This window comes from Crocosphaera sp. Alani8, assembly GCF_038442745.1.
Lineage (GTDB): Bacteria > Cyanobacteriota > Cyanobacteriia > Cyanobacteriales > Microcystaceae > Crocosphaera.
The window spans coordinates 1-25,191 of the sequence record NZ_JARVCN010000392.1 but is presented as its reverse complement, the minus strand read 5'-3'; the positions used below and the strand labels follow the sequence as shown (position 1 = coordinate 25,191).

The following is a 25,191-nucleotide window of genomic DNA, read 5'->3' as shown; positions in this document are numbered from 1 at the left end:
TTAGTCTAGATTTACTATTCTTTCATTTTCTCACACCTCATTCCTGATTGCTATACAAAAGATTATTGTCAAGTTAGTGCTAATACTTCAGGTCAGAACGGAATATCTTCAACTAATAATAATCAAGAATCTAATGTACTCTCAGAAGCAACCACTCAAAATTCAACTCAAACGATGCTAATTCCTAATATTTTAAATATTGCTATCAACCTATTTTTTGTTTATTTTGCCCTGAGTATTGTTCTTTCAGCTTTACAAGAACAAGTGGTTGCTTTATTGGCACTTAGAGCAAAAAATTTAAAGTCTAGCATTCGAACATTATTGGGAGATACAGAAGAGGATAAAGACACAAGTGTCACGGGAGTATCCCAATTTTACACGTTAGCTTTTCTAAGAGGTGCTGAAAGCCTTAGGTCATTATCATTTTTTAGGATGATTCTTTTATACAAATGGTATGCTCCTCCTGTCACTAATAAATTCTATGAAAACCCGCTAATTAAATCCTTCAATCAACAAGGTAATAAATGGCTAAAACAATTTTTGAAGGGTTGGAACTCTGTCGGACCTTCCTATCTAAACGCTGAGGCATTTTCCGATATTTTACTAGAAGTTTTAAGAAAAGATTACGGTCTGAATTTTGAAACCGGGAATAACTCTCTAGATAATGTTATTAAAGAACTCGAAGACTCCTTGAATAAAGATACACAAAGTAAAAATAAAAATTTATCGAAACTACCCAAAGAGTTGCGAGAAAATCTTTCTGCTTTAGCCCGTAAAACGAAATATAAAGCAAAAAATGGAGAAGCAACAATCAAAGAATTTCGAGCAAATATTGCAGTATGGTACAACGAATCTATGGACCGTGCAACAGGTGTTTATAAAAGAAATACATTTGGACTTTCCTTTATTCTGGGACTGGTCATTGCTGTTGCTTGGAATATTGACACTGTTCATATTGTTAATCAACTTTACAACGATCCTGCATTGAATAAAACCTTGAGCGGTTTTGTAGAACAAAGAATCTCGTCAGTACAAACTGAATGTGAAAACTCAGAAAAAAGTCAATGTATCGAAAAGTTTAAAGAAATTGATGTTAATCAAATTCGTTCTTTTCCTATTGGTTGGGAAAGCAAAGCTAATCTTACTGAATCACAGATAAGTAATAGTTTTACCGTGCCTATTACTAATGATATACTTTATCTAAAACGAACTCAGTCGCGAAAACTAGCAATTGCGGGTTGGGTTCTGACAGCATTTGCTCTAGCACAGGGCGCACCTTTCTGGTTTGATTTATTGAATAAAGTTGTTGAAGTGCGTTCTTCTGGTCAACGTTACGATTCAAAGAATGATCCGAAAAAAGAAAATAAACAACAAAACTAAGTTAGGATTTAGGAGTTAAATCTTTTTTGAGGAGATAATACGGTACTTTGCGAGTTATTAAAGTACATTCCACACCTGCCTCCTCACTCCTGACTACTGTGCGACAGCGCCGGAACGGAGTTAGGAACTCCTGACTCCTAAAACTAGAAAAATTTGTACCTCACAAGTATGGGAACTGCTATAGCTTTTCTGGGACTCATGAGGCACACCTAATAGCAAATCCGCTTAATTAATAAACGTTAAAATTCCTACTATAATAGTTGATTAAGCTGGTGCAGTCTTCAAAGGAAAAGCAACGGAAAAATGAGTCAATATAGAGATGACCTGACAAATAACCCCCAACCCCAAGAACCAATCGATCCCCCTTTAAACGTCGAAGAGGCATCACCTGGAATTCTCAGACGCTTTGCTCCCAAAAGAAACTTCGATCGCTCCGTCATGTTGCAACAAACCCCCTTCTGGTCACGAGCCGTAGTGGGTGCCATTGTCACTGTAACAACTGCAGGACTAATCTGGGCAAATGTAGCCAAAATTGAGCAATCAATACCAGCAAAAGGACAATTAAAGCCCCAAGGGAGTGTTAAAGAGGTTCAAGCACCGGTTAGTGGTGTGGTAGAAGAAGTTTATGTCGAAGAAGGAGATCAAGTTGAACAAGATCAAGTGCTTTTGAAACTAGACTCCACCGCATCGTTTGCGGAGTTAGCCTCCTTAAAGAAAATTCTGCAAAACTTGCAACAAGAAAATAAATTCTACCAAACCCTAATCCAACAATCCCTAGACGCTTACCAGGTTGAAGCAGCGATCGCACGGCTAAAACTATCACCAACCGTTGCAGACTTAGCCCGTAGTAGAACAACTTTAGTCAGCGAGAATCGTCTCTTTCAAGGAATCTTTGCAGGATTAGTAAACGAAGGTGCAGTAACCCCAAACCTAACTGTACAAGAGCTTGCCAGGCTACAAGCCACAAGAACAGAAGTTATCTCTAGAGCTAGGTCCGCCCAGATAGAAGTGCAAAAATTGCAGAAGCAACTCAACCAAAATCAAGTTAAACTAACCGAAGCTGAAGTCCAACTAGCTAAAGATCAGCAGGTATTAGAAAACATAGATGTTCGCAACCAAATGGCACAAGCTCGAGCCCGTGAAAGTTTAGAAATCGAACAAGAAATGTTAAAGGACGTTACTCCCCTACTGGAAGAGGGAGCGATCGCCCAAATGCAAATCAAACAGCAAGAACAGCAAGTTAACGATCGCTACGCTGCCCTAGTAGAGAGTAGGGGCAATGGTGCGATCGAGTATGAACGTCAGCAGCAACAAATAGAAAATCGTCTAGCAGAAATCGACCAACTAGCCGAAGAACAACAGAGATTACAACTGGCTATTAGCCAAGCTCAAGTGCAACTAACCAACACTACTGCCTTAGCAGAACGGGAAATTAGGGATAAAATAGCCAGTAACAACCAAAGAATTGCCGATATTGACAGTCAACTTACCAAAAACGTTGTAGAAAACGAAAAACGCATCGCCGAACTCGATAGTCAAGTGAGTGGGGTTCAAGTAACCCTAAAATACCAAGAACTGCGATCGCCCGTTGCGGGAACGGTTTTTGACCTACAAGCTACTCCCGGATATGTGCCACCCCCATCCCAAACAGAAGCCCTCCTAAAAATTGTCCCCGATGATTTCTTAGTAGCTGAAGTAAATGTCACCAACCAAGACATCGGTTTTGTCCGCGAAGGCATGAAAAGCGATATTAGAATCGACTCCTTCCCCTTTAGCGAATTTGGTGATATCAAAGGAGAAGTAATCTCCATCGGTTCTGATGCTTTGCCCCCGGATGAAATTGATAACTATTACCGTTTTCCCGTAAAAGTGAAACTAGACACCCAGTTACTGGAAACCGACGGCAGGGAAATTCCCCTACAATCAGGAATGTCAGTCAGTGTCAACATAAAAGTGAGGGAAGATCGCACCGTTATGAGTTTGCTTACCGAATTATTTACTAAAAAAATAGAAAGTCTCAAACAGGTGCGTTAGCATAGAAGAAGGTAAGTAAAAATTGACCACAAATAATTATTAATCCACTAACGAATTAACTCCTCCCATTGAGACGATAGACGTTAGAAAAATAACTCGCGTATGAAAAACCATAACCAAAGGATAGAACCGACTCGGTTAGTCGTAATTGATCCCAGTGTAGACTCTCCTCAACAGCTGATAACAGGAGTAACAGAAGGAACCTCTACCCTGGTTCTTAACCCTCAGCAAAATAGCATCCAACAGATTACCGAGGCGTTAAAAAAACAACCAAATATTACCAGTCTTCACCTTGTATCTCATGGAAGTCCTGGTTCCTTGTACCTTGGTGAACAACAACTAGGTTTAGGTACATTAGCAGAATATGAAACTGCCCTAAAACAATGGGCAAAGACAGTCACCTCCGTTGTTCTCTATGGATGTCAGGTGGCAGCAGGAAACATCGGGCAAGAATTTTTGAGCCGTTGGCACCAACTAACAGGAACCGCTTTAACAGCATCCACCAAACGAGTTGGTAATCCCCACAAAGGAGGCAGTTGGCAACTAGACTATCGACTGGGGAATGTATTTGAAAGTTTGGCCTTAAGCCCCTTAGTTCAAGAAGCTTACAGGGGAACTTTTGACCCCACCATTCGTTTAGTAGCACCCACAACAATCCTCATCGAAGAAGAAGGAACCATACTCACTTTTCGCTTCGAGCTAAGTGAACCCCCTCCTGAGGGGGGTGTAACCGTTACAGTTGCAGGTGACGTTCCCGAAAATTTGAATCAACTCACTGTCTTCGATATAACCGTAGTCGGTGGAGATTTTCCAGTACCTGACTTCGACAATACAGCGTTTAGCTTCAATATTACTGAACAGATCGCTACCATCAGTTCTCCCATTTTTATGGATGGGATTGCGGAAGCACCTCAGGATGTTATTTATACCTTACAACAAGGAGACGGCTACACAGTAGATTCCAGCGCCAGTTCAATCACCATTACTTTTGTCGATACCCGTGATGACTTAGATCCCACAGATCCTACAGATCCCACAGATCCCACAGATCCCACAGATCCCACAGATCCTACAGATCCCACAAATCCCACAGATCCCACAAATCCCACAGATCCCACAGATCCTACAGATCCTACAGATCCTACAGATCCCACAGATCCTACAGATCCCACAGATCCTACAGATCCTGACCGTAACCCATCGGTTGAATTAAGCGGTAGTCCACAACTGCTAGTTGAAACAGAACAAACCACTGCAGTTCTCACTTTGACCTTAGACCAAAACCCCTCAGAAGAAGGTCTAGTAGTCTTTATTAGTACGAACTTGAGTAATAGACTAGAGGAATTTAATCTCGCTCAGGCAACCGTTACGGGGGGTAATTCCTTAGTTTTTGACGAAGATCGTGGGGGTTTTTCTCTAACCGTAACCGAACCAACCGCAACCATTAGCCTCCCTGTACTCAACGATGGCATCGAAGAAGGGTTAGAGTCCTTAAGTTTTACCTTAGAACCAGAAGAAACTTACGTAGTTGATCCAGTAGCCAACTCCGCTACCTTTTCCCTCGTAGATACCTCCATATTGCCCCTAGAACTGGACACACAAGCCAATACATTACAGTTTGTGGGATCTCCTCTACAAACCATCAACGCCAAATTTAGTCTTGTGGGGGGGAATTTAGCCAGGGCGATCGAAGTAGGAATATTCGAGGTGGACGACGATCAAGGAGGGTTTGATACAGATGGAGATGGGGTTGCGGATGTTAGACCAGGAGACGACAACTATCAAAACGTCGCCCTCGGCCGAGCAAGACCCCTTTTTGCTCAGTTACCAAATAATGTTTTTGGTAATCCCACCCAAACGTTATCAGACTTCTCGGGAAACCAACGGATAGGCTTTTACGCCGTTTTGAATGACACAACACAAGGGATTATTAGTGGTACCGGTATTACCAGTGAAAATATGCCCGAAAGTCGAGTGGTGTTTGCTACACCCTCAGCTAACAATGGATTTAATCCAGTGCGAACTGCTTCAGAAAACGGCTCGAATCAATTACAACTAGATTTCGAGCTTTCTGAGGAAAACGGCGAAAACTTTGACGATCTTAGCCTCAGTATCGAAGTCACAGAGGATGAGTCTCCCCGAAATCTTTCCTTAGAAGACGATACATCAGGGGAGGCGTTAGACCTACGCAATGCAGATTTTGATAGGGACGGTACCATTGATGACAATATCGTGGTGCAATTCACAGTCAACGCCGATGGGGTTTACGATAACTTTATCGGCCTCTACGAAGTGGATGATACATCAGGAACAATTAACGGAATCGCTCCAGGTGCGCCAGGGTACGCAGCAGAAGCTATCAGAAACAGGGTACTAGGGTTCCAAGGAAGCGGTAGCGGTAGCGTCACTTTATCGAGCAACGACCGAAAAATATTGGCTCCTTTTTTGATTACTAACGGAACTGTTGATAGTTTTTTAGCTGATAATATTAATAACGACCCCATATTAGAGCCGATCGCCTACTTTAATTATCGTCTGGCCAACCCGGATCAAGTAGACCATATAATCGGCATCGATAGTCAAACTATCGGGTTTGAAGAATTCTTCAACCTAGGGGACAAAGACTTCAACGACGCGATCGCGAGGATTGATATTTCAACATGAACATTCTAGAAACCCTTAACATGGCTGTGGCGACTTTGTTAATCAACAAACAACGAAGTGCGCTCACCATGTTAGGGATAATTATTGGTAGTGCTTCGGTTATTTCTATTGTGGGAGTTGGTCAAGCTGGTCAAAAATTGGCTCTAGAACAGTTAAACTCCTTGGGTCCAAATGTGCTGTTTATCAACCCGGGATCAAAGGATACTCGAAACATGAGTATAGAACCGCCTAAAACTCTGGTTCTCGAAGACGCTAATGCCATTGCATCTCAAGTGCCGGCGGTGGCTAAAGTGGCTCCTCAGCTAAATTTAAGGGATATAATGAGCTATCGGGGTCGAAATGCCATCGAGTTAGTTTTTGGGGTAACCCCCGACTTTTTGGCTGTGAGAAACTACGAAATAGCAGAAGGACGGTTTTTATCTGATTCGGATCTTAAACGGAATAGTCGTGTTGTTGTCTTGGGACCGGATTTAAAAGAACGACTGTTTGAGGAAGAAAACGCTGTTGGGAAACAAATTCGCATTAAGCAAGAGATTTTTGAAGTTATTGGTATTATGAAGGCCAAAGGGTCTTTTCTTAACACTAATCAGGATCTGGTTGCCTATGTTCCCATCACTACTATGGCCAATCAGTTGGTGGGGAGAAACTCTCCTTACGGAACCCAAGTAACCTTTATTGCTGTGTCTGCAAGAGATCCTGATAGTATTAAAGCTGCTCGTTTTCAGATCGAAAATTTATTACGACTACGGCATAAAATTACAGGAGAAGACGATTTTAATGTGGAAACCCAAAAAGATATTTTACAAATTGTTGACCAAATCACCACAGCATTGATTTTGATGCTATCTGTAATTGCTGGAATCTCTTTGTTGGTAGGAGGGATCGGTATTATGAATATTATGTTAGTCTCGATTACAGAACGCACCCAAGAAATCGGCTTACGGAAAGCGATCGGTGCGACTCAAAAGGACATTTTACAGCAATTTCTGGTTGAAGCTTTGATTCTTTCTGTGGTGGGAGGAGCTTTTGGTATTGTACTCGGTGGCGGTTTAATCACAGTTATCGGTGTCGTCTCTCCCCTCTCACCCTATTTGTCACCCCTAGCTGTTATCGTAGCAGTAGGGACTTCTAGTGCGATCGGGTTATTTTTTGGGGTGTTTCCTGCCAAACAAGCGGCAGCTTTAGAACCTATTGTTGCTTTAAAGAGAAATTAACCACAATGTTAGTCATTCAGGAATTAAATAAAACTTACAATAACGGCATTAGAGCCATAGAAAATATCTCTTTAACCATAGAACCTGGAATTTTTGGGTTATTAGGTCCCAATGGTGCGGGAAAGTCCAGTTTGATGCGGACTTTGGCTACCCTACAAGACGCAGATTCTGGTTTAGTTACCTTGGATGGGGTGGATATTTTTGAAGATCCCCAAAAGACACGGCGTTGGTTAGGTTATTTACCGCAAGATTTCGGGGTTTATCCCAATGTTTCGGCTGAGGAGTTATTAGATTTATTAGCGGTGTTTAAGGGGTTTGTTAAAGCCCGTCAACGACGAGATATGGTAGCTTATCAGTTACAACTGGTTAACCTTTACGAAAAAAGGAAGCAGAAGCTAGGGACGTTTTCAGGGGGAATGCGTCAACGTTTTGGAATTGCCCAAGCTTTGTTAGGGGAGCCAAAATTGGTTATTGTCGACGAACCTATGGCTGGACTCGATCCAACAGAGCGCATTCGTTTCCAGAATTTATTAGCAGAAATTAGTAAAGACAGGGTGTTAATTTTATCTACTCATATTGTAGAAGATGTAGCTAGTCTTTGTCCACAAATGGCAATCCTTAATCAAGGAAAAATTGTTACTCAGGGAAGTCCTTTCGAGTTAATGGAGCAGCTTCACGGTAAAGTTTGGATGAAAGTAATGAGTCCAACAGAAGCAGGAAATATGAAGGAAGAATTGACAGTGATTACTGCTAGAATGCGCCAGGGAAAACGATATGTTCGTATTTTTAGTGAAACTGCTCCCGATGAGGGTTTTGATGAGGTTGAGCCAGAATTAAATGATGTTTATTTTTCTGCTTTAGCCAGCAAAAAAGATATTTTAGCCAAGGCAAAAACTTAAGTAAATCATAGATTATTAATTATAAGATTAAGATAGATAAGAAACAAAAAATAGTGTAATTTTCGATTCTAAATCCCCAATTTCTACTACTAAATATGGAAACAATTTCTGATATTTACGAACTTTCTCCCATGCAGCAAGGAATGCTGTTTCATTCATTGTACAATTCTAGTTCGGGAATGTATTGTGAGCAAAGGAGTTGTTTACTGACTGGAAAGCTATCAATATCGGCGTTTAAACAAGCTTGGCAAGCAGTGATTAATCGTCATACAATTCTTAGAACGGCTTTTTATTGGGAAGAAGTAGAAAAACCCTTACAAGTGGTTTATCAAGAGGTAGAATTGCCTTGGATAGAGTATGATTGGCGTGGTTTAACTGAGCAGGAACAAGAAGAAAAATTAGGCTCTTTTCTATTAGTAGAACAACAGCAGGGTTTCGATCTTAATTATGCACCTTTGATGCGTTGTGGGTTGATGCAGGTGCGAGAAGATGCCTATTATTTTGTTTGGAACTATCACCATTTACTATTGGATGGTTGGTGTAATGGTATTTTACTTAAAGAGGTTTTTGCTTTTTACGAAGCTTTTAGAAAAGAGCAAAATTTATTTTTACAACCTACTCGTCCCTATAAGGATTATATTACTTGGTTACAACAACAAAATCAAGAACAAGCCACCGCATTTTGGAAAAATAGTTTACAAGGATTAATTTCCCCGACAGTTTTAAGTATTGGTAATAATTCTGTTTCAGAAGAACGGAAAGAAAAACATTATCAACTATCAAACTCGTTAACCACGTCTCTACAAACGATTATTCAAAAACACCGTTTAACTCTCAATACTTTATTTCAAGGAGCCTGGGCTTTATTATTAAGTCATTATAGTGGAGAATCGGATATTATTTTTGGTGCAACGGTTTCCGGTCGTCCTCCTTCTTTAACCGATGTTGAATCAATGGTGGGGTTATTTATTAATACCCTTCCTGTGAGAATTGAAATTAAATCTACTACTTTTTTATTGCCTTGGTTACAAAGTTTACAGACACAACAAATTGAAAAAGAACAGTATAGTTATAGCTCTTTAATAGAGATTCAAGGATGGAGTGAAGTTCCTAGAGGCACTGCTTTATTTGAGAGTCTAGTTATCTTTGAAAATTATCCTATTTCCCTTGATAAAGCATTACAAGGATGGAGTAATCAATTAACTATTAGTGAGGGTCAAGGGGTAGAAAAAACTAATTATCCTGTGACTGTTTCTGTACTGCCTGGTTCTCCTCTTGCTTTTCGTATTAGTTATGACAAGCAACGTTTTTCTGATAGCAGTATTGATCGTTTAATTAAACACTTGGAAAATTTGTTAACCAGTATTGCACGAAATCCTGAGCAACAGTTATGGGAAATCGCTTTATTAACAAATCAGGAACAAAAAGAGTTATTAATAGAAGGGGATGGGAAAGAAGAAAAAGAAAACAGTAATATCTTAATTCATCAACTATTTGAAGCGCAAGTTGAGAAGATACCTAACAACACTGCCGTCATTTTTGAAGAAGAATTATTAACCTATCAAGAACTAAATAAAAAAGCTAATCAACTAGCACATCATTTACGCAACTTAGGAGTCAAACCAGAAACTTTGGTCGGTATTTGTTTAGAACCATCTTTAGAAATGGTAATCGCTTTACTCGCCATTCTCAAAGTAGGAGGAGCCTATTTACCCCTAGACCCCAATTATCCCCAACAACGTCTTGAATTTATGATTCAAGACTCAGAAATTGATTACTTAATTAGTAGTTCAGCATTAAAAAATAACAACTCAAACACAGTAAAACACTTTATTGATATCAGTACAATACAAGCAGAAATAAATCAACAAAAAAACACAAATCTTGCTCTAAAAATCAACCCAGAAAACCTAGCTTATATCATTTATACATCAGGTTCAACAGGTATTCCCAAAGGAGTTCAAGTACCCCACAGTTGCTTAAGTAACTTCCTACTTTCCATGAAGGAAAAACCAGGATTAACAGATAAAGATACCCTATTATCCGTTACAACCCTATCCTTCGATATTGCAGCCTTAGAACTCTATTTACCCCTAACAGTAGGAGCAAAACTAATCCTAGTATCTCGGGATGTAACAGTAGAAGGAGTAACATTAGCGCAACAATTATTAACCCAGAAAGTAACAGTAATGCAAGCAACTCCAGCAACCTGGAAACTATTACTAGCATCAGGATGGGAAGGAAAAAAAGACTTAACCATCCTTTGTGGAGGAGAAGCATTATCACCAGATTTAGCAGAACAATTAAAAGAAAAATCAAAACAAGTTTTTAACTTATACGGACCAACAGAAACAACCATTTGGTCATCAGTTTATGAAGTAGAAACAGAAAAAGTAAGACTAGGGAAACCCATAAATAACACTCAATTGTACATATTAGACAAAGACTATAACCAACTACCAATAGGAGTACCAGGAGAACTATACATCGGAGGAAAAGGAGTTACCAGAGGATACCTAAAAAGACCAGAACTAACAGCAGAAAGATTCATAGCAAATCCATTTAAAGCAGGAGAAAGACTGTATAAAACAGGAGACTTAGTCAAATATGGAGAAGACAGAGAAATAGAATATATAGGAAGAATAGACTATCAAGTAAAACTGAGAGGATATAGATTAGAACTAGGAGAAATAGAAACAACAATATTAAACCATAATCAAATAAAAGAAGCAGTAGTAATAGTAAAAGAAGAAAGTTTGATCGCTTATATAGTGTGTCAGGAAGATATAAGTATTAATCCCAGATCAATAAAAGAATATATAGGAGAAAAATTACCAAATTATATGATCCCATCGAGGTTTGTAGAGTTAGAGAAATTACCATTAACCCCCAATGGAAAAATTGACCGTAAAGCCTTACCAGAGATAGAATTAAAAAGCGAAGATTATATAGTGCCAAAAACAGCAACAGAAGAGATATTAGCAGGTATATGGGGAACAATTTTAAACATTGAGAGAGTAAGTGTAGAAGAGAACTTCTTTGAAATAGGAGGACATTCCCTTTTAGCAACACAGATAATGTCCCAAGTGAGACAAGTATTTGAAGTAGAACTACCATTAAGAGTGTTGTTTGAGAAACCAACAATTAGGAGTTTATCTAAAGTAATAGAAGGAGAAGAAAAACAAGAGATTGTATCGTTGAAAAAAATAGAAAGGAGTGGAGAGTTACCATTATCTTTTGCACAACAAAGACAATGGTTTTTAGCACAACTTGAACCTGATAGTCCTTTTTATAATATTGCGATCGCTCTTCGGTTTAAAGGTTCTTTAAACATTGTTGCTTTAACCCATAGTTTCCAGGAAGTTATGAAGCGTCATGAGGTATTAAGAACTGGTTTTATAACTCAAGATGGGAAACCCAACATTGCTATTACAGACACAACTAACTTATCTATTCCTGTAATTGATTTAAGTTTAATACCTCTGGAAAAACAAGAAGAAACTATTACAAAGTTGAGTCAAGAAGAAGCACAAAAACCTTTTAATATAGAAAGTTGTCCTTTATTGCGAGTAAAATTATTACGTTTAACAGAAGAAGAACATATCCTATTATTAACCATGCACCATATTATTTCAGATGCTTGGTCAATGGGTATTTTAGTGCAGGAAGTTGCTACATTTTATCAAGCATTTTTACAAGAACAACCATCATCTTTACCGGAACTTCCTATACAATATTTAGACTTTTCAGCATGGCAGCGACAATGGTTACAAGGGGAAAGATTAGATACTCAACTTAATTATTGGAAAACCCAGTTACAAGATGCACCAACCTTGTTAGAAATGCCAAGCGATCGCCCTCGTCCAGTTGTGCAAAATTTTCACGGTTCTACTTATTCTTGTACTATATCTCAACCCCTAACCGAACAGTTGCAAAGTCTTTGTCATCAAACAGGGACTACCTTATTTATGTTACTATTGGCGACATTTTCTGTGTTACTGCATCGCTACAGTAGCAACGAAGATATTGTTATTGGTTCCCCCATTGCTAACCGTAATTATGGTGAAATTGAAGGTTTAATCGGCTTTTTTGTCAATACTTTAGCATTAAGAATCGATTTATCAGAAAATCCTACCTTTCTTGACTTATTGAAACAGGTGAGACAGGTTGCTTTAGGTGCGTACTCTCATCAAGATGTACCTTTTGAGAGACTATTAGAAGCGTTAGAGATACCCCGATCTTTGAGTCATACTCCTCTGTTTCAAGTGATGTTTGTCCTACAAAATACACCTTTGAACCCCATCCAACTACCAGAGTTACAATGGGAACCCTTAGAAATGGATAACCATACTGCAAAGTTTGATCTAACTCTGATGATGAGGGAAACAGAAGACGGGTTATTAACTACTTGGGAATATAATACTGAGTTATTTAAGCAAGAAACTATTATTCGTTTAGGAAACTGCTTTGAAACCCTTTTAAATGCTATTATTACAGACGCAGAACAACCTATATCAGAGTTATCTTTGCTCGATGAACAAGAACAAGAACTTATTATTAATATGGGGAATGTTCTTCAACCAGATAGTGTGGGACAGTTTTCTATTCATCAACTGTTTGCAGAACAAGTGCATAAAACCCCCGATGCGATCGCAGTTATTTGTGGAGATCAGCAATTAACTTATCAAGAACTAGATCGAAAAACCAATCAACTGGCCAACTATTTACAACGGTTTGGGGTACAACCAGATACACTGATCGGTCTTTGTGTTGAGCGTTCTTTAGGGATGATTATTGGTATTTTAGCTATTCTTAAGTCTGGTGGAGCTTATGTTCCTATAGATACTAATTCTCCTCCAGAAAGAATTAACTTACTCTTAGAAGATACTAAAATCAACCTATTACTAACCCAGACAAATATAGATTATCCATGGCCTCATCCTGTAACCGTTATCCATATTGATGAAACTGCCATCACTGAAGAAACCGAAAGTACTCCCTCTGTTCATAGTACCCCTGAACATCTCGCCTACGTCATGTATACGTCAGGTTCAACAGGTATTCCTAAGGGTGTATGTATCCCCCATCGTGGTGTAGTTCGTTTGGTTAAAAATAGCAATTATGTTGCTCTGAGGGAAGATGATGTTTTCTTACAAGCTGCCCCATATACCTTCGATGCGTCAACTTTCGAGATCTGGGGTGCATTACTCAATGGGGGAAGTTTAGTTATTTTACCCAGTCAAACCCCTTCCTTAGAAGAAATAGCAGAGACGATCGCTACTTATGAGGTAACAACTCTCTGGTTAACAGCAGGTTTATTCCATTTAATGGTAGAGGAAAGGTTAGAATCGTTTGGAAATGTACGTTATTTACTTGCAGGAGGTGACATACTCTCACTTACTCACGTTAAAACAGTTTTACAAACTTATCCTAATTGTCGCGTTATTAACGGTTATGGTCCCACCGAAAACACCACTTTTACTTGTTGTTCTGTTTTAACCGACGTTGAGCAAGTTAATAATTCTGTACCCATTGGTCGTCCCATTTCTCAGACTCAAGTTTATATATTGGATAACTATTTACAACCAGTTCCCTACGGTGTCCCTGGAGAATTATACATCGCAGGGGAAGGGTTAGGGAGGGGTTATCTCAACCGTCCCCAGTTAACCGCTGCAACCTTTATTGCGAGTCCCTTTGCAACAGGAGAAAGACTGTATAAAACGGGGGATTTAGTCAGATATGATAGGGAGGGACAGATAGAATTTTTGGGTAGAAAAGACAATCAGGTTAAAATTAGGGGTTTTAGGGTCGAATTAGGCGAAATTGAAGCAACTATACAACAATATCCTAAAGTTCAAACGGCGATCGCTATGGTGAAAGAAACCAGCGAAGGGAATAAACAATTAATTGCTTATGTAGTTGCGAAAACTGACGAAAATCTTTCCAGCGAAGAGTTAAAGACCTTTTTAAGTCAGAAATTACCCGATTATCTCCATCCTAATCATTACATGATTTTAGACGGGTTTCCCCTAACTGCGAATGGGAAAGTGGATCGGCGATCGCTTCCCCAACCTATTTTATCCACATCCAACACAGAAGCACCTCGTAACGCCATTGAAACCCAGTTAGCAAAAATTTGGCAAGATGTCTTAAACCTGGAAAAAGTAGGAATTGAGGATAATTTCTTTGAATTAGGGGGAGATTCTATTTTAGCAATACAAATTGTCAGCCGTGCCAGTCGCATCGGCTTAAGACTGTCTCCTAAGCACCTATTCCAACATCAAACCATCTCTCAGTTAGCAGCGATCGCAACTTCTATGGACTCATCTGTAGGGGAACAAGGGTTAATAACGGGGACAGTTCCTTTAACTCCCATTCAACACTGGTTTTTTGAACAGAATTTAACCAAAATGACTCATTTTAATCAGTCTGCTTTCCTAGAAGTACCCAAAAACCTCGATTTTATCCAACTAGAAACCGTATTTTCTCATTTACTCACACATCACGACGCTTTGCGGATGCGCTTTAACCCCAGAGAAACAGACTGGGAAGCAATGATCAGCGATAAGGATGATCCAGTACCTTTGAATTATTTTGATCTATCTGGTTTAGGGGATCAGCAACAAGAAACAGCGATCGCAGTGACAGCGAGTCAGTTACAAGCTAGTTTAAATATATCTGCTGGACCATTGTTAAGAATAGCTCTGTTTGAGTTAGGAAATACTCGAAATAACCAGCTATTAATTATTATTCATCATTTAGTGGTTGATGGAGTTTCTTGGCGCATTTTATTAGACAATTTTCAAACTGCTTACCAACAATTAACAGAAAATCAAACTATCCAACTACCTTTCAAAACAACCTCTATCAAAACTTGGTCAGAAACCCTCCAAACTTACGACGTAGAAGCAGAAAAGGAGTATTGGCGACAAATTACCTCAAAAACCGTTGTTTCCCTTCCTGTGGACTACATAGATGGGGAAAATACCATTGCAACAACTGAACAAGTTACGGTTATGTTAGGTAAAGAAGACACCGAAAACCTGCTTAAAACCCTTCCTAAAGCTTATAATACTCAAATAAACGAGGTTTTACTTACCGCTTTGGTCAAAACAGTTAGTCAGTGGACAGGACAAGATTCTGTACTGATTAATTTAGAAAGTCATGGACGGGAAGACATATGGGAAAATATGAATGTTTCCCGCACTTTAGGCTGGTTTACAAGCATTTACCCCGTATTTTTGACCTTGGAAGGGTCTGAGTCTCTTTTAACCGCCTTAGAAGCTATTAAAGGGCAATTAAACTCTATTCCCCATCAAGGTATGGGGTACGGAGTTATGCGTTATCTTCATCAGGAATCAGACATTCGGAGTTTAGCAGAAATTAGTTTCAATTATTTGGGTCAATTTGATGCTTTGTTGTCCAATAATTCTCAGTTTAATTTATCTCCTTATACTGCAGGATTACATCATGATATTAATCAATATAGACCTCATCTTTTAGAGATTAATGGTTCAGTAATGGGAGGAGAATTACAGTTTACTTGGAGTTATAGCAATCAGATACACAAAATATCTACTATTGAAGCGATCGCACAGGAATTTATAAACACATTAAGACAACTTATAAATGATTGTCAATCTAATGACGAGACTGTATCTGATCTCTCTTTAGTAGACTTAGATGAAGATACTTTAGAGCAAGTTTTAGGAATGGTTGATTTTGGGTGATAATATAGGAACTTTTACGTAATAAATTTAGGTATATGTTTTGTTATAATAGGGATGAGCAGAACTATTTTTGAAAAATGAATAAAAAGCAAGCAGATGCGATCAATAAACTTTCCTTAGAACAGAAAAGAAAATTACTGGCAAAATTAGAGCAGAAAAAGCAACAAAAAAAGCAATTGTTTCCAGTTTCCTTTGCTCAATCTCGTCTTTGGTTTTTAGACCGTTTTCATCCGAAATCTGCTGCTTATAATATTCCTGCTGCTTTAGAATTAAAAGGAAAATTAAACCTAAATATACTTAGAAAAAGCTTGAAAGAAATTGTCCAAAGACATGAGATTTTAAGAACATCTTTTACCGTTGTTAATAACGAACCAAGACAGAAAATAGCATCAAAATTAACTGTAGAAATTCCTTTAGTTGATTTACAAGAATTACCCGAAGAACAACAAGAAACCGAAATACAAAATAATATTAAAGCGGAAGTATTACGACCTTTTAATCTAGAACAAACTCCCTTATTAAGAAGTGTTATCTTTCAACGAGATCGAGAACATTATATATTATTATTCACTGTTCATCATATTATTGCAGATTATTGGTCCATGAGGGTATTAATTCAAGAATTAACCCTTATTTATCAAGCTTTTTCTCAACAAAAACCCTCACCTTTACCTAGTTTGCCGATTCAGTACGCTGATTTTGCAGTTTGGCAACGAAAATGGTTAAAGGGAGAAGCAAGAGCTAAGCAATTGGGGTATTGGCAACAAAAATTGCATAATTATCCCCCTATTTTACAATTACCAACAGATTTTCCTCGTCCATCTATTCAAAGTTTTAGAGGTACTACTGAAGAATTTTTCGTCTCTCCTGATGTTTCAGAAACTCTAAAAACCCTATCCCGTCAAACAGGAGCAACATTATTTATGACCCTGTTGGCAGCTTTTAAAATATTATTATATCGTTATACAGGGCAAAATGATATTTTAGTAGGTTCAACAGTTACTAATCGTAACCGTCCTGAAATTGAAAATTTAATCGGTTTATTTGTTAATAATTTGATTTTCCGTACAGAAATTAAAAGTAATCTTAGTTTTGGGGATTTTTTATCTCAAGTAAAAGAAGTTGCATTAAATGCTTATGCACATCAAGATTTACCTTTTGAATATTTAGTGGAAATCTTACAACCAGAGCGTAATTTAAGCTATAATCCACTGTTTCAGGTAATGTTTATCCTGCACAATACACCTAGTCAAAAGGTTAATTTATCAGAACTGTCTTTAAATGCTTTATCATGGGAAAGTCAAACTTCTCGCTTTGATTTAAGTTTAGATATGTATGAAACTTCATCAGGTTTACGAGGAATTTTTGAATATAATACAGATTTGTTTAGAGAGACAACAATTAAACGTTTAATTGAACATTTTAAAATATTACTAGAATCAATAACTAATAATTACGATCAAAAAATTTCACAATTAAGTTTATTAACCAATCAGGAACAAAAAGAGTTATTAATAGAAGGGGATGGGAAAGAAGAAAAAGAAAACAGTAATATCTTAATTCATCAACTATTTGAAGCGCAAGTTGAGAAGGCACCTAATAATACTGCCCTTGTTTTTGAAGAAGAATCATTAACCTATCAAGAACTAAATAAAAAAGCCAACCAACTAGCACATTATTTATACAAGTTAGGAGTTAAACCAGAAACTTTAGTCGGTATTTATTTAGAACCATCTTTAGAAATGGTAATCGCCTTACTCGCCATTCTCAAAGTAGGAGGAGCCTATTTACCCCTAGACCCTAATTATCCCCAACAACGTCTTGACTTTATGATTCAAGACTCAGAAATTGATTATTTAATTAGCAGTTCAGCATTAAAAAACAACAACTCAAACACAGTAAAACACTTTATTGATATCAATGAAATACAAGTAGAAATAAATCAACAAAAAAATACAAATCTTGAGCTAGAAATCAACCCAGAAAATCTAGCTTATATCATTTATACATCAGGTTCAACCGGTATTCCCAAAGGAGTTCAAGTACCCCACAGTTGCTTAAGTAACTTCCTACTTTCCATGAAGGAAAAACCAGGATTAACAGATAAAGATACCCTATTATCCGTTACAACCCTATCCTTCGATATTGCAGCCTTAGAACTCTATTTACCCCTAACAGTAGGAGCAAAACTAATCCTAGTATCTCGGGATGTAACAGTAGAAGGAGTAACATTAGCGCAACAATTATTAACCCAGAAAGTAACAGTAATGCAAGCAACTCCAGCAACCTGGAAACTATTACTAGCATCAGGATGGGAAGGAAAAAAAGACTTAACCATCCTTTGTGGAGGAGAAGCATTATCACCAGATTTAGCAGAACAATTAAAAGAAAAATCAAAACAAGTTTTTAACTTATACGGACCAACAGAAACAACCATTTGGTCATCAGTTTATGAAGTAGAAACAGAAAAAGTAAGACTAGGGAAACCCATAAATAACACTCAATTGTACATATTAGACAAAGACTATAACCAACTACCAATAGGAGTACCAGGAGAACTATACATCGGAGGAAAAGGAGTTACCAGAGGATACCTAAAAAGACCAGAACTAACAGCAGAAAGATTCATAGCAAATCCATTTAAAGCAGGAGAAAGACTGTATAAAACAGGAGACTTAGTCAAATATGGAGAAGACAGAGAAATAGAATATATAGGAAGAATAGACTATCAAGTAAAACTGAGAGGATATAGATTAGAACTAGGAGAAATAGAAACAACAATATTAAACCATAATCAAATAAAAGAAGCAGTAGTAATAGTAAAAGAAGAAAGTTTGATCGCTTATATAGTGTGTCAGGAAGATATAAGTATTAATCCCAGATCAATAAAAGAATATATAGGAGAAAAATTACCAAATTATATGATCCCATCGAGGTTTGTAGAGTTAGAGAAATTACCATTAACCCCCAATGGAAAAATTGACCGTAAAGCCTTACCAGAGATAGAATTAAAAAGTGAAGATTATATAGTAGCAAAAACAGCAACAGAAGAGATATTAGCAGGTATATGGGGAACAATTCTAAACCTTGAAAGAGTGAGTTTAGAAGAGAACTTCTTTGAAATAGGAGGACATTCCCTTTTAGCAACACAGGTAATGTCCCAAGTGAGACAAGTATTTGAAGTAGAACTACCATTGAGAGTGTTGTTTGAAAGACCAACAATTAGGAGTTTATCGAAAGTAATAGAAGGGGAAGAAAAACAAGAGATTGTATCATTGGAAAGAATAGAAAGGAGTGGAGAGTTACCATTATCTTTTGCACAACAAAGACAATGGTTTTTAGCACAACTGGAACCTGATAGTCCTTTTTATAATATTCCTGGTGCAGTTCGTTTGACAGGAGAATTAAATATGAACCTATTACAAAAGAGTCTTAATGAAGTAATAAGTCGTCATGAAGTTTTACGGAGTTATATCAAAACAGTTGATGGGAAACCTCAACTTATTATCTCCCCTAATATCAAATTAGACTTACCTATTGTTGATCTAAAAGATAGTTTCAAACCAGAAGAAACAGCCAAAAAATTAGCAGAAGAAACAATCAAACAGCCTTTCAATCTCTATGAATCTCCCCTATTAAGAGTCAAACTAATTCGCTTAGCAGAGGAAGATTCTATATTATTATTGGTACTCCATCACAGTGTAGCTGATGCTTGGTCCGTGGGTATATTTATTCAAGAAGTTGCCACCTTATATCAAGCATTTCTAGAAGAAAAATCCTCACCCTTACCAGAACTTCCTATACAATATTTAGACTTTGCCACATGGCAACGAGAATGGTTACAAGGGGAAAGATTAGATACTCAACTTAATTATTGGAAAAAGCAGTTAAAAAATGCAACAACTTTATTAGAAATACCAAGTGATAACCCTCGTCCCCCAGTACAAACTTTTAACGGAAAAACCATAACATTTCAACTGTCCCAAGAACAATCAAATGGTTTAAAACAGTTAAGTAATAAACATAATAGTACATTATTTATGGTGTTATTAGCAGCATTTAATGTGCTATTACATCGTTATACATACAGCGAAGACATTGTTATCGGTTCTCCCATTGCTAACCGTAATTATAGCGAAACTGAAAAATTGATCGGCTTTTTTGCCAATACTTTAACCCTGCGATCGCAGTTATCGGGAACGATGACTTTTGTGCAGTTATTACAACAGGTAAGGGAAACAACATTGAGTGCATATAGTCATCAAGATCTACCCTTTGAACAGTTAGTTGACGCATTACAACCGCAACGAGACCTGAGTTATAGTCCCCTATTTCAAGTGATGTTTGTGTTGCAAAATATACCCATGCAGTCTATGGAATTACCTGGGTTATCTTTACAGTCGGTGAAACTAGAAAATACAACTGCAAAGTTTGATTTAACCTTGTTTATGTCAGAAACAAGCGAGGGATTAACTGCCACTTTTGAATATAATACCGATCTCTTTGAAGATAGTAGAATTGAGCGTTTAGCTCAACATTTTAAAACTTTAATTACAGGTATTCTTGCAAACCCTCAACAACCTTTATGGAGTTTCCCTTTAAGTATTGAGAGCAACCTATTAAGAAAACAAAAAACGGAAGAAAAAAGACAGAGAATAGGAAGTCTTATCCATCAACTTTTTGAGACACAAGCAAACAAAACACCTAATGCGATCGCTCTTATCCATCAAACCCAACAACTAACCTATCACGAACTCAATAGCCAAGCCAACCAACTCGCACACTATCTGCAACAGTTAGGGGTGCAACCAGAAACCCCCATCGGTGTCTGTTTAAACCGTTCCCCACAACTAATTATCGCACTTATAGCTATTTTAAAAGCAGGAGGAGCTTATTTACCCTTAGATCCCCATTATCCCTCGGAACGATTGGCTTTAATGGTGGAAGATGCCAAAATGCCTATTTTGATCACCCAAGGCAACATTTTAAAACCTTCAGGGGTGACAATTGTTGATTTAGACGCAGATCGAGATAAAATCAGTCAACAAGCTACCGTTAACCCTTCCCCTCAACTGTTACCTCAAAATTTAGCTTATCTTATTTATACATCCGGTTCCACTGGTAGACCGAAAGGGGTTGCTATCGCCCATAGTAGCACCGTTTCTCTGTTAAACTGGGCCAGAGAAACCTTTACATCAGAGCAAACATCAGGGGTATTAGCATCAACTTCTGTCTGCTTCGATCTATCCGTATTTGAGATTTTTGTCCCCTTAAGTTCGGGAGGAAGCGTTATACTAGCAGAAAATGCCCTCGCTTTACCCGAGTTACCCGCAGCCAATAAAGTAACTTTAATCAATACAGTACCCACCGCAGCGACGGAGTTACTAAGACTTAACGCTATTCCTAACAACGTCAAAACCATTAACTTAGCAGGGGAAGCTCTTTCTAAGCATCTTGTGCAACAATTATATCAAAAATCCCCCGTGAAGCAGGTTTTTAACCTTTATGGTCCCTCCGAAGATACCACCTATTCAACTTTTGCCTTAATTAACCCAGAAACGCAAAATTCTCCTACTATTGGGTACGCTGTTTTTAACACCCAAACTTATATTTTAGACGCTTATTTGCAACCAGTACCGATGGGTGTACCTGGGGAATTATATTTAGGAGGTGAAGGTTTAGCTAGGGGATATTTGCACCAACCGACTTTAACCGCAGAGAGGTTTATTCCTAGTCCTTTTGCAGAGGGAAAAAGGTTATATAAAACGGGCGATCGGGTAAGATTAAGAGAAGATGGTGAAATTGAATATTTAGGACGCAATGACTATCAAGTAAAAGTTAGAGGTTTTCGCATCGAGTTAGGAGAAATAGAAGAAAACTTATTAAACTACCCAGAAATTTCTCAAGGGGTAGCAACAGTAAAAGAAGATCATAATGGGAATAAAAAGTTAGTTGCTTATGTGGTTATGGAGTCAGCAACTACTTATTCAAGGGACGAAAACTTACGCCGTTTTCTACAGCAAAACTTACCTGATTATATGGTTCCTTCTTTGTACGTGGTATTAGATAAACTCCCCTTAACTCCTAATGGCAAAGTTGATCGTAAAGCTTTACCTGATCCCCAAATTAATACCGATACAACACAAGAATTTGTTGCACCTCAAACCCCTCAAGAAAAGTCTTTAGCTATTATTTGGAGTCAAGTTTTAGGTTGCGATCGCATTAGTATTAATGATAATTTCTTTGCTTTGGGTGGGGATTCTATTTTAGCTATTCAAGTAGTTGCAAAAGCGAATCAAATAGGCTTAAATTTTGTTCCAAAAGATATATTTCAAAACCAAACTATTGCTAAACTAGCAGCCGTTGTCAGCAAAAATACATTAACTATCGAAGCTGAACAAGGAACAGTTACAGGAGTAGTTCCTTTAACCCCTATTCAACGCTGGTTTTTTGAACAAAATTTAGTTGATTCTCATCATTGGAATCAAGCTATTTTATTAGAAATTAAACAGCAAATTAATCCGCACCATTTACAACAAGCGATCGCTAAATTATTAGAACATCATGACGCTTTACGTTTACGTTTTGAACAAACAGAATTAGGATGGCAACAGTTTAATAATAGTGTTAATGATGTTATTCCTTTTATTAGAATAGATTTTTCTAATTTAAGCGATCAGGTTTTACCATCAGCTATTTCTACTACTGCAACACAACTACAATCTAGCTTTTCCTTAGATAAAGATCCATTAATTAGGGTTGCTTGGTTCGATTTAGGAAATAATCGCAGCAGTCGTTTATTATTAATTCTGCACCATTTAATTATTGATGGTATTTCTTGGCGTATTTTACTAGAAGACTTACAGATAATCTATCAACAATTGAGTCAAAATAGAACTATATCTTTACCAGCAAAAACAACATCTTTTAAACATTGGTCAGAACGTTTAGAAAACTATGCTAATTCTCAAATAATGGATTCCGAATTAGATTATTATCTCACTAACTTGGATCATTCGATTGCTTCTTTACCTGTAGATTTCACTTCAGGCAAAAATACCATGAGGGAAGCAGAAACTCTTTCTATAAGCTTTAATCAACAAGATACTCAGAGACTATTACAAGAAATTTATAGCCGTTATCAAATCCAAATCAATGAGGTTTTAATCGCTGCCTTAACCCAAACTTTTGAAACCTTAACAGGACAGAAAAAATTACTCATAGAATTAGAAGGACATGGTAGAGAAGACTTATTTGAGGATGTTAATTTATCTCGTACCATTGGTTGGTTTACCACCTTATTTCCTATAGTTTTTGACTTAAACAAATCTAAAAATCATTTACAAGCAATTACATTAATAAAAGAACAATTAAATAGTGTCCCTAATCGGGGTATAGGTTACGGAATTTTACGTTATTTAAGTAACAAAACTATTCAAAAACAATTAGAAAATATTCCTAATGCAGAAATTCGCTTTAACTATTTCGGTCAATTCGATCGTCTATTTTCCGCAAATTCACCCTTTAAACCTGCCCAAGAATCTACTGGAAATGCTAGAAGTAAAAGCGATAGCAGGAATTGTTTAATCGAGATAAATGCACTAATTGTCAACAATCAATTACGGGTAGATTGGACTTATAGTAGGGGAATTTATCGCCAATCAACTATTGATAGTTTAATTCAAAAGTTTGGTGACATATTACGACAAATAATCAATTATTGTTTACTTCTAGAGGAGAGAGAATACACCCCGCTTGACTTCCCCAAAATGGATTTTACCGCAGACGAGTTAGAAGACTTTTTATCTTGACGGGGTGACAAAAATTGGGGAAAAGGCATCAAATAAAGGTTAAAGTATAAACGATAGCCATCTCGTTATGAATTGAAATGTGTTGTTGAGAAGGTCTTAGGTGTACTTCAATGACTCGCAAACTGCTGTAATTAGTGACGCACAACTGTAAACCCATTGCTCACAGCATAACGTAACATTTCCCTTGTCGCAGTTAATGAGATTCTCACATAACCAGGTATGCCCATAGTCGAGCCAGGAAGCACCGAGACACCTCGTTCAAGCAGAGATAAAGCAAGTGCCACATCATCATCATTACAATGAACAAGTAAGAAGTACGCACCTTCTGGTTCCACGACTGAATATCCAAGCTCTTTCAGTTCTGCTGTTAACCAATCCTTTTTACTTTTTAGTTCCTGGAGGTCGATACAAAGGTTATCAAACAGAGGTAATGCTCTTTGCATAAGCGCTGAAGGGTAAGACCATCCATTGGCTATCGCGAGATCTCTATTTATCAGAGGCCGAACTTCCTCAGCATCAGGAAAGTCTGGAGCCAGAGCGATATATCCAATCCTTTGACCACCTGCTAGTAACTGTTTAGAATACCCATAAGCTAGAAATGAGTAAGGATAGAACGCACAGGGCGATGGTGCTGGTAAACCACTATAGGTAATCCGCATGAAAGTCTCATCTGAGATAAGGTAGATAGGGCGTTTTAGCGACTCAGACTTTTCAAGTAGCATCAGAGAAAGATCTGAGAGTTCTTTCTCTGAAAACACCCTACCGGTAGGATTATGTGGTGAGTTAATAACTATTGCGGCTGTTCTATCGTTGATTGCATCACTTATTCTTTCGCAATCAAGTACAAATTTTTCTGGCTCTAGTGAAACAAGAACTGAGCGTCCTCCTGCTGACTTTATTTGTGGTTGATATCCGAACCAATACGGCTCAATAACAATAATTTCATCCGCTTGAGGTATGCAAACAAGCCTAAACAGTACAGAGAGGCTATGTCCAGTTCCTGTGGTTAGGAAGATATTTTCAGGACTGATATTCATTCCCCTTAAGGAACTGAGTCCGGCGGAGATAGCTACTTGTGCCTCTGAAAGATGGGAGAGATATCCGAACCAATCGGGCGTTTTCGGTTCACTAGTAGTCTTTAGCACGTCAATTAGAGCAGATACCTCAATATCATGTGAGGTACCAAAAACTAGATCTGAAACAATCTTATCTTGAGACTCCCTGAGAGTATTTTGGAATTCAATAAACTGCTGAGAGAATTGCCCTTGATTTTGTACTTTTGCAAATTTATGGACTAAATTCATGGCGTTGCTGAATAAACAGTGGTTTAGGCAGGAATAGGTGTTGTTTGAAATTTTAAGCCCCTAACTAGGGCGTTGTATCTTATCAAATAGCGTTGGCTCCTATAAACCTGGTTCTAACGGTTTCAGTTGAAGCGTGGTTGTGGTACAATTTACTT

The 25,191-nt window shown here is 37.8% G+C and carries 8 protein-coding genes; 7 read left to right on the top strand and 1 reads right to left on the bottom strand.

The genetic code is table 11. The features are described from left to right. Positions 1-264 precede the first annotated feature (264 nt). The 7 genes from P9B04_RS19535 to P9B04_RS19505 all read left to right on the top strand — a co-directional run bounded on the left by P9B04_RS19535 (position 265) and on the right by P9B04_RS19505 (position 23,732). Entirely contained in the window at positions 265-1,380 is a 1,116-nt protein-coding gene (locus tag P9B04_RS19535; protein WP_342056644.1) for a hypothetical protein, read from the top strand. 303 nt (positions 1,381-1,683) lie between these two features. Further along, positions 1,684-3,414, top strand: a complete 1,731-nt coding sequence (locus P9B04_RS19530) for an HlyD family efflux transporter periplasmic adaptor subunit (RefSeq protein ID WP_342056643.1) — start codon at positions 1,684-1,686, stop codon at positions 3,412-3,414. A gap of 102 nt (positions 3,415-3,516) precedes the next feature. Beyond that, positions 3,517-6,078, top strand: a complete 2,562-nt coding sequence (locus P9B04_RS19525) for a DUF4347 domain-containing protein (RefSeq protein WP_342056642.1) — start codon at positions 3,517-3,519, stop codon at positions 6,076-6,078. Beyond that, entirely contained in the window at positions 6,075-7,292 is a 1,218-nt protein-coding gene (locus P9B04_RS19520) for an ABC transporter permease (protein WP_342056641.1), read from the top strand. Before P9B04_RS19525 ends, P9B04_RS19520 begins: the two co-directional genes overlap by 4 nt. Positions 7,293-7,297: 5 nt before the next feature. Continuing rightward, positions 7,298-8,191, top strand: a complete 894-nt coding sequence (locus tag P9B04_RS19515) for an ABC transporter ATP-binding protein (RefSeq protein WP_342056640.1) — start codon at positions 7,298-7,300, stop codon at positions 8,189-8,191. A 95-nt stretch (positions 8,192-8,286) separates the two neighbouring features. Then, on the top strand, positions 8,287-15,921 hold the full coding sequence (locus tag P9B04_RS19510) for an amino acid adenylation domain-containing protein (protein ID WP_342056639.1): 7,635 nt from the start codon (positions 8,287-8,289) through the stop codon (positions 15,919-15,921). A 77-nt stretch (positions 15,922-15,998) separates the two neighbouring features. Next, entirely contained in the window at positions 15,999-23,732 is a 7,734-nt protein-coding gene (locus P9B04_RS19505) for an amino acid adenylation domain-containing protein (protein WP_342056638.1), read from the top strand. A gap of 131 nt (positions 23,733-23,863) precedes the next feature. On the opposite strand, the gene P9B04_RS19500 is transcribed toward P9B04_RS19505, so the two are convergent. After that, positions 23,864-25,036 carry an aminotransferase class I/II-fold pyridoxal phosphate-dependent enzyme gene (locus P9B04_RS19500; protein WP_342056637.1) on the bottom strand — a complete coding sequence of 391 codons (1,173 nt, stop codon included), beginning with the start codon at positions 25,034-25,036 and terminating at the stop codon, positions 23,864-23,866. Positions 25,037-25,191 lie beyond the last annotated feature (155 nt).

Coding starts and splice junctions, on each gene's coding strand:
- P9B04_RS19530 (WP_342056643.1), top strand. CDS start 1,684: ATGAGTCAATATAGAGATGACCTGACAAATAACCCCCAACCCCAAGAA.
- P9B04_RS19520 (WP_342056641.1), top strand. CDS start 6,075: ATGAACATTCTAGAAACCCTTAACATGGCTGTGGCGACTTTGTTAATC.
- P9B04_RS19510 (WP_342056639.1), top strand. CDS start 8,287: ATGGAAACAATTTCTGATATTTACGAACTTTCTCCCATGCAGCAAGGA.
- P9B04_RS19500 (WP_342056637.1), bottom strand. CDS start 25,036: ATGAATTTAGTCCATAAATTTGCAAAAGTACAAAATCAAGGGCAATTC.
- P9B04_RS19505 (WP_342056638.1), top strand. CDS start 15,999: ATGAATAAAAAGCAAGCAGATGCGATCAATAAACTTTCCTTAGAACAG.
- P9B04_RS19515 (WP_342056640.1), top strand. CDS start 7,298: ATGTTAGTCATTCAGGAATTAAATAAAACTTACAATAACGGCATTAGA.
- P9B04_RS19525 (WP_342056642.1), top strand. CDS start 3,517: ATGAAAAACCATAACCAAAGGATAGAACCGACTCGGTTAGTCGTAATT.